The following is a 6,946-nucleotide window of genomic DNA, read 5'->3' as shown; positions in this document are numbered from 1 at the left end:
GGCTCCCCCCCCCCCGGGTGTTCATAAAATTCGGGGGGCCGTTGCTATTCCACCGCAATTTTTAAAGCCACTCACGGGTGTGGGTGGCCGGTAGGGTCGGCCGGTGATCGCCCTCGGACCGGACGGCGACGTCGTCGCGCGCCTCGGGCGCGTGCCGCGGCGGATCGCCGTGGCCGGGGTGTCCGGGTCCGGGAAGACGACGCTCGCGCGCCGGCTCGGCGCTCGGCTGGGGATCCCGCACACCGAGCTCGACGCGCTCCACCACGGGCCCGGGTGGACGCCGCGGCCGGAGTTCCTCGACGACGTCCGGGCGCTCGTCGCGCAGGACGCGTTCGTCACCGAATGGCAGTACACGACCGCGCGACCGCTCGTCCTCGCGCGGGCGGAGGTCGTCGTCTGGCTCGACCTGCCGACGCGCGTGACGATGCGGCAGGTGGTCGTGCGGACGCTGCGCCGGTCGGTCCGACGCGAGGTGCTGTGGAACGGCAACGTCGAGCCGCCGCTCTGGCGCACGTGGTACCGGGCGCCGGACGAGAACATCGTCCGCTGGGCCTGGTCGACGCGCCACAGGTACCGCGACCTGCCCGCCGAGGTCGGGCGGGACGCCCCGGACGTGCTCGTCGTCAGGCTGCGGTCGCGGCGCGAGGTCGAGCGGTGGCTCGCAGCGCTCCCGGTCGTCGACGGCGCCTGACGGCACCTCACGACGCCGGTACGGGGTACCGGTCAGACCGCTGTCAGACCGCCTCGGCCGCCACCTGGCGCGCGAGCGCCTCGACGATCCGCACGTCGGCGTCGAGCCACGGCACGGTCAGCCAGCTCCCGGCGTCGAGCCAGGCCAGCTCGTCGTGCTCCACGAGCGGCTGCGGCTCCCCCGCGGTGATGCGCGCGAACCACAGGCGCATGACGTGGCGGTCCGTGATGATCCACGTCCCGTGGTCGGGCCCCACGAGCTCGTCACCGAGCTCGACGGCGACGCCCAGCTCCTCGCGCAGCTCGCGGTGCAGCGCCTCGGTCGGCGTCTCCCCGGGGTCGACCTTGCCCCCGGGGAACTCCCAGCGCCCTGCGAGGTGCAGCGGTCGGGACCGCCGCGCGCTGAGCAGGAGCCGCGGAGCGACGAGATCGTCGACGATCGCCGCGGCCACCACCAGTCTGCGCAGAGTCATACGCGGAGTGTCGCACGGCGTCGTGTCGTGCGGGTGACGCGGTCACGCCCACGGCCCGCCCGGGCCGTCGAGCCGTCGGTCAGCGCAGGCCGGCCGCCCGCGCCCACGCCACGGCCTCGGCGCGCGTCGAGACGCCGAGCTTGCGGTAGAGGCTGCGGACCTGCGACTTGACCGTGTTGCGCGTGACGAAGAGCTTGGTGGCGATCTGCTCGAGCGTGACGTCCTCAGACAGGTTCGACAGGACGACCCGTTCACGACGGGTCAGCGGCGCGATCGGCGTGGCGATCAGCTCCGACGGGGCCGCCATGGGGCGGACCAGCTCGATGGTGCTCATGTTCTCCTCCAGATGCTCTCCGGTCACGTCATCCCCACGTGGCGAGTTCCGGTGTGGTGCTACATGAAGGGATGGGGCAGGAGCCGATTCATGACGCGACTTCTCGCGACGAATTTCAGGACGTCGGTCCCGAGTCGGGCAGAACGCCGGATCGTGCGCGTTTGCCCAGGTCAGGAGGCGTGCGCGTACGAGAGGAGCAGGAGGGCGACCGCCGTGAAGTCCTCCGCGGACCCCACCGGGCGCACCACGACGCTCACGCTCATCTGCTCGACGGTGGGAACCATGCCCTGGGCGAGGTCCTCCTGGAGCGTGCGCTCGACCTTGTCGCTCAGGGCCGCCATGGCCGCGTCGACGGAGTGCTGCGGACCCGACGAGAGATAGGTCGGCGTCGGCACGCGCGGGCCGCGGTGCTCGCGAGAGATCGTGCGGTCGGGTGCCGTCACGGTGTCGATCATGGGATTACCCCCTGCCTGTCCGGGGGGACCGTCCCCTCCGTACGAACCACGGTGGAGGGCCGCCCTTGAGGGAATCGCACGGCCTCCGCAGGAGAACCTCAGGATTTGCTCAAGACCCGGGGTCGCGGACGTCGCCCATGCCCGTGGTCAGCGCGCGCAGGCGGTGCAGGGCCGGGCCGACGGCGCGGTGCTCGCCCGCGCGCAACGCCGTCTCGAGGGCGCGCGCGGCGACGGTCGTCCGGTCGTCCCCGAAGGTCCCCGCGGAACCGGCGACCGCGTGGCAGAGGGACGCGGCCTCGAGCACCGCCTCGGGCGTCGGCGCACCCGCGGCCCCGCTCCGCAGGAGTCGGGTCACGTTCGCCACCCGCTCGGCGTTCCGGGCGCGCGCACGCTCCCGGAGCACGCGCAGCACACCGTCGAGACGGTCCTCCTCTCCCCCGGACGCCGCCGTCACGACGACCACCCGAGGAGAGCAGCCAGCCGAGGGGCGAGGTCGAGGGCGTCGAACGGCTTGGTGATGACCCCGGCCGCGCCCAGCCCGTCAAGACGGGAGATCTCGCCCGCCCCGACCTTGGCGGTGAGGAACACGACCGGCACGTCGCGCAGCGCCGGACGCGTCCGCAGCCGCGCGAGGACCGTCGGCCCGTCGACCACCGGCATCATGACGTCGAGCACGATGGCGTCCGGCAGCACCCGCTCTGCGACCTCCGCGCCGCTGTCACCGTCCTCGGCGACGTGGACCTCGTACCCGCCGACCACGTGGAGCGCGAGCTCGACCACCTCGCGGATCGACGGGTCGTCGTCGATCACGACCACCCGCCGCCTGCTCGCCCCTGCCGCCTCCATCAGCACGACGCTAGCGGACAAGCGCTCGCCAGGCAGCGCGCGCGCCAGGGAGGTCCCCTACGCTCGACGCATGGAGGCACAGCGGGGGGACGCCGAGCGCGTGCGCGACCCGTTCGTCCGCTGGTGCTGGGTGGTCGGCGCGCTGCTCGTCCTGCTCGTCGTCCTGCTGGCGAGCCCTCTCGACGAGTCGGCCCGGCGCGGCATCTCGCAGGTCTCCATCGTCGTCGCCGGCGCGACCGCCGCCGCGAGCTGCGGCTGGCGGGCCGCACGCTCGACGGGACGGCGGCGGCGGGCATGGAGCCTCCTGTCCATCGGCGGCGCGATCGGCCTCGTGGGGAACCTCTACGCAGGGCTGGTCGCCGACCCCACCACGGGCGACGTCGCGTACATCACGGCGCTGCTCCTGGGCGTCGTCGGCCTGGCCTTCTTCCCGACCGTGCGCCCGCGCGGCAAGGAGATCGGCCGGATGCTGCTCGACAGCGTCGTCGTGGGCGGGTCCGTCCTGTACATCGCCCTGTACGCCGTGACGATCGGCCCGGACGCCGGGTCCGGGTCCGGCTCCGCAGCCGTGACCGCCTACCTGCTGCCGGTGGTGGACGCTCTCCTCGCGACCTTCGCCGTCCTCGTCATGACCCGGTCGAGCGCGTCCGAGCGGGTGCCCCTCGTGCTCGTCGGGAGCGGCTTCGTGCTCTACGCCGTGGCCGACGTCGCGTTCGCCCTGCTCTCCGCCGACGGGACCTTCACGTTCGGCAGCCCGATCGACGTCGGCTGGGTCGGCGGGTACCTGATGATCGCTCTCGCCGCGCGGCACCGGACCGCGTCCGGGAGCCCCGTCGCGGACGAGCCGGCCGAGGGGTCCGCCGTGCTCGGCACGACCGTGACGTTCTGCCTGTTCCTCGCCGCGGCGCTCGTCCGCGTCGCCCAGTCGTCGACGGGCGTCTCGTGGGCGCCCAACGCCCTCTGGGTCGTCGTGCTGGTCGCCGTCGTCGCACGCCAGGTGCTCGTCGTCGCGGACAACGAGTCGCTGCTGCACGGGCTGGAGCGTCGGGTCGAGGAGCGGACCTCCCAGCTGCGCGCCCTGGCGAGCGAGCGCGCCCGCACGCTCGAGTCCGTCGCCGACGGCATCTACGGCGTCGACCCCGACGGCCTGGTCACGTTCGTCAACCCCGCCGCCTGTCGGACGCTCGGCGCGAGCCAGGAGGCGCTCATCGGGCAGGACGCGCACGCGCTCTTCCACGCGCCGGACCCGGACGGCAACGCCTACCCCGCGGAGTCCTGCTACGTCACCGAGGCCGTGCGCGACGGCGTCACGACCGTCGCGGAGCAGGACGTCTACCTCCGCGGGGACGGGTCGGAGGTCCCCGTCGAGGTCACGGCGAGCCCGCTCAAGGACGACGGCCGCACGCTCGGAGCGGTGGTCGTCTTCCGCGACATCACCGACCGCCGGGAGGTCGAGCGGCTCAAGGACGAGTTCGTCTCCGTGGTGAGCCACGAGCTGCGGACGCCGCTGACCTCCATCCGCGGTGCTCTGGGCCTGCTCGACAGCGGGACGCTCGGCCCCCTGCCCGAGCGGTCCGCACGCATGGTCCACGTCGCGCGCCTGAGCAGCGAGCGGCTCAACCGGCTCGTGGACGACATCCTCGACATCGAGCGCATGGACTCCGGGACGACTCCCCTCGAACGCGCCGACCACCGCGTCGGGGACCTCGTCACGACGGCCACGGAGCAGGTCGGGCTGCTGGCGCGCGAGGCGGGGGTCGAGATCGTGCAGGAGCGCACCGACGAGGTCGTGAGCGTCGACGGCGACCGCATCGTGCAGATGCTCACGAACCTGCTGAGCAACGCCGTGAAGTTCTCACCTCGCGGGACGACCGTCCGCGTGTCGACCCGGGGCGCGGGCGACCTCGTCGAGCTCCAGGTCGAGGACGAGGGCCGCGGCATCCCGCCCGACAAGCTGGAGGCGGTCTTCGGCCGGTTCGAGCAGGTCGACGCGTCCGACTCGCGCGAGCGGGGCGGGAGCGGCCTGGGCCTCGCGATCTCGCGGAGCATCGTCGAGCGCCACGGGGGACGGCTCTGGGCCGAGAGCAGCGGGGAGGGCACGGGCTCGACCTTCCGTGCGACGCTCCCCCCGGCCGTGCCGCAGGCGGACCACCCGCCGCGCGTCGTCGTGGTGGACGACGACCTGTACGTCGTCGACGTCCTCCGGTCGGTCCTCGAGTCGCGGGGGTACGACGTGGTCGGGGTGACCGACGGCGCGCAGGCGTTCGCCGCCATCGAGGCCGCCCGGCCCGCCGCCGTCGTGCTCGACCTCGCCATGCCGGGTCGCGACGGGCACAGCGTGCTGGACCGGGTCCGCCGTACCGCCGCGACGGCCAACGTGCCCGTCGTCATCGTCTCCGGGTCGCAGCCCTCGAAGGCGGTCACGACCGCGTCGCTCGCGGACCGGTGGCTCGTCAAGCCGGTCGCTCCCGCCGAGCTCGAGCGCACCGTCCGCGAGGTCATCGCCCTGCGCCCGCACCACGAGCACGTCCTCGTGGTCGAGGACGACTCGGAGCTGGGTGAGGTGCTGCGCGCCCTCCTGCAGGGCGCGGGGCTCGTCGTGACCCTCGCGCGGAGCGTCCGGGAGGCGCATGACGTGCTCGCCACGCCGGAGGAGCCCGCGCTCGTCGTCCTCGACCTCGCGCTCCCCGACGGCGCCGGGCGCGAGGTCGTCGCGGCGCTCCGGCGGGACGGACGCCTGAGCCGCGTCCCGCTGGTGGTGTACAGCGGGGCGCGCCTCGACGCGCGCCAGCGTGCGGGACTCCGGCTGGGAGATACGGTCTTTCTGCGCAAGGGGAGCACCGCCCCCGAGAAGCTGCTGGAACCCGTGCTCGAGCTGTTGGACACGGCCGCGGGCCGGACGAGCACCGAGCCAGGACGACCAGGCGCGAGCCTGAGGACGGAGGACGAATGGCGCCCCGGGGCCCCACCATCTACGTGAGCCATGGCACCGGCACCGGGAGGACCGAGCTCTCGGCCTTCGACGCCGCGCTCGTGGACGCCGGTGTCGGCGACTTCAACCTGGTCCGGCTGAGCTCGGTCGTCCCGCCCGGGACCCGGGTCGTCGAGGTGGACCGGCTCGAGCAGGGGTACGGCGACCACGGCGACCTCCTCTACTGCGTCTACGCCGAGGCGCACGCCGTCATGCCGGGCCACGAGGCGTGGGCCGGCGTCGCCTGGTCGCTCCGGGACGACGGGAGCGGTGCCGGGCTCTTCGTCGAGCACGAGGCGCCGTCGCACGAGCAGCTCGAGCTCGACCTCACGCTCAGCCTCGAGGACCTCTCCGCCACGCGCGGGCACCGCTTCAGCCCGGCGGGGCGACGGGTCGCCGGCGTGCGGTGCGAGACCTTGCCGGTGTGCTCCGTCGTGGTCGCGGCCTACCGCCGCCAGGGCTGGGACGGGGCGGAGCGGTGACCGGCCCCGCGACCGGTGCCGGGCGCGCCGCGGTCACCTTCGAGAAGGCCGTGGACGGCGACCTCGCCGACCGGTTCTGGGACCTCTACCTCGAGGCGTTCGAGCCGCTGCGGACGCGCGCGGCCGCCCGCCACGTGCTGCACCGCGAGGAGTTCGACGAGGAGATGAGCGACCCCCGGGTCCTCAAGCTCCTCGCCCACGACCACGACGGGACCGCGGTCGGGCTCACCACCCTGGCGACCGACCTCGCGGCCGTACCCTGGGTGAGCCCCGAGTTCTTCGCCGCGCGGTACCCCGAGCACGCCGCGCGGGGCGCCGTCTGGTACATCGGCTTCACGCTCGCCCACCCGGGCCGCCGCGCCAGCCGGACGTTCATGGACATGATCGACGCGCTCGTCGCGCACCTGGCCGCGCACCGCGTCGTGTGCGCGTACGACGTCTCGCGGTTCAACGACGACTCGCTGCGCTTCGCGGAGAACCTGCGCCGTCATCTCGAGCGGACGCAGGACGTCCGGGTCGAGACGGTCGACCAGCAGACCTACTACGCCACGACGTTCCGCTGATCCTCGCGGCGCGCGGCTCGGGGGGGGGGGGGGGCGGCCCCCCCCCCCCCCCCGCGGCCGCCCCCCCCCCCCCCCCCGCCGGGGGGGGGGGGGGGGGGGCCGCCGCGCGGCCGACCCGCCCCCTGCTCCACA

General features: G+C 74.0%; 9 protein-coding genes. 4 read left to right on the top strand and 5 right to left on the bottom strand.

The features are described from left to right. The first annotated feature begins 103 nt into the window (after positions 1 to 103). Positions 104 to 691 carry a P-loop NTPase family protein gene (locus ACFWH7_RS06155; protein WP_378215583.1) on the top strand — a complete coding sequence of 196 codons (588 nt, stop codon included), beginning with the start codon at positions 104 to 106 and terminating at the stop codon, positions 689 to 691. Between the two features lie 43 nt (positions 692 to 734). Here the strand turns inward: ACFWH7_RS06155 and ACFWH7_RS06150 are convergent, their stop codons facing one another. The 5 genes from ACFWH7_RS06150 to ACFWH7_RS06130 all read right to left on the bottom strand — a co-directional run bounded on the left by ACFWH7_RS06150 (position 735) and on the right by ACFWH7_RS06130 (position 2,798). Next, the gene (locus ACFWH7_RS06150) at positions 735 to 1,163 is read right to left on the bottom strand and encodes a (deoxy)nucleoside triphosphate pyrophosphohydrolase (RefSeq protein ID WP_378215582.1); all 429 of its coding nucleotides are present in this window, start codon (positions 1,161 to 1,163) and stop codon (positions 735 to 737) included. Between the two features lie 79 nt (positions 1,164 to 1,242). Further along, the gene (locus ACFWH7_RS06145) at positions 1,243 to 1,497 is read right to left on the bottom strand and encodes a helix-turn-helix domain-containing protein (protein ID WP_082140876.1); all 255 of its coding nucleotides are present in this window, start codon (positions 1,495 to 1,497) and stop codon (positions 1,243 to 1,245) included. 170 nt (positions 1,498 to 1,667) lie between these two features. Then, entirely contained in the window at positions 1,668 to 1,952 is a 285-nt protein-coding gene (locus tag ACFWH7_RS06140) for a hypothetical protein (protein ID WP_378215581.1), read from the bottom strand. A 109-nt stretch (positions 1,953 to 2,061) separates the two neighbouring features. Next, a complete protein-coding gene (locus tag ACFWH7_RS06135; RefSeq protein ID WP_378215580.1) occupies positions 2,062 to 2,415 on the bottom strand; it encodes an Hpt domain-containing protein in 354 nt (117 codons plus the stop codon). Next, positions 2,403 to 2,798 (bottom strand): response regulator, encoded by a 396-nt coding sequence (locus ACFWH7_RS06130; RefSeq protein WP_053370333.1) that lies wholly within the window; start codon positions 2,796 to 2,798, stop codon positions 2,403 to 2,405. The genes ACFWH7_RS06135 and ACFWH7_RS06130 overlap by 13 nt, the downstream gene beginning before the upstream one ends. Before the next feature lie 70 nt (positions 2,799 to 2,868). On the opposite strand from ACFWH7_RS06130, the gene ACFWH7_RS06125 reads away from it, so the two are divergent. Genes ACFWH7_RS06125 through ACFWH7_RS06115 form a run of 3 tightly spaced genes read left to right on the top strand, consistent with a single transcriptional unit; the run spans position 2,869 to position 6,814 of the window. Further along, complete coding sequence (locus tag ACFWH7_RS06125) at positions 2,869 to 5,778, top strand: response regulator (protein WP_378215579.1); 2,910 nt, start codon at positions 2,869 to 2,871, stop codon at positions 5,776 to 5,778. Further along, positions 5,775 to 6,251, top strand: a complete 477-nt coding sequence (locus tag ACFWH7_RS06120) for a pyruvoyl-dependent arginine decarboxylase (RefSeq protein WP_378215578.1) — start codon at positions 5,775 to 5,777, stop codon at positions 6,249 to 6,251. The genes ACFWH7_RS06125 and ACFWH7_RS06120 overlap by 4 nt, the downstream gene beginning before the upstream one ends. After that, positions 6,248 to 6,814: a hypothetical protein gene (locus ACFWH7_RS06115; RefSeq protein ID WP_378215577.1), complete on the top strand. Its 567-nt coding sequence runs from the start codon at positions 6,248 to 6,250 to the stop codon at positions 6,812 to 6,814. Before ACFWH7_RS06120 ends, ACFWH7_RS06115 begins: the two co-directional genes overlap by 4 nt. Positions 6,815 to 6,946 lie beyond the last annotated feature (132 nt).

This window comes from Cellulosimicrobium cellulans, from assembly GCF_042723955.1.
Classification (GTDB): domain Bacteria; phylum Actinomycetota; class Actinomycetes; order Actinomycetales; family Cellulomonadaceae; genus Cellulosimicrobium; species Cellulosimicrobium cellulans_H.
The sequence above is the reverse complement of the archived record's forward strand: the minus strand, read 5'-3'. Positions and strand labels throughout refer to the sequence as shown.

What these genes read in the sequence shown, in the direction of transcription:
- ACFWH7_RS06150 (WP_378215582.1), bottom strand. Translation starts at nt 1,163, where the DNA reads ATGACTCTGCGCAGACTGGTGGTGGCCGCGGCGATCGTCGACGATCTC.
- ACFWH7_RS06145 (WP_082140876.1), bottom strand. Translation starts at nt 1,497, where the DNA reads ATGAGCACCATCGAGCTGGTCCGCCCCATGGCGGCCCCGTCGGAGCTG.
- ACFWH7_RS06140 (WP_378215581.1), bottom strand. Translation starts at nt 1,952, where the DNA reads ATGATCGACACCGTGACGGCACCCGACCGCACGATCTCTCGCGAGCAC.
- ACFWH7_RS06130 (WP_053370333.1), bottom strand. Translation starts at nt 2,798, where the DNA reads ATGGAGGCGGCAGGGGCGAGCAGGCGGCGGGTGGTCGTGATCGACGAC.
- ACFWH7_RS06125 (WP_378215579.1), top strand. Translation starts at nt 2,869, where the DNA reads ATGGAGGCACAGCGGGGGGACGCCGAGCGCGTGCGCGACCCGTTCGTC.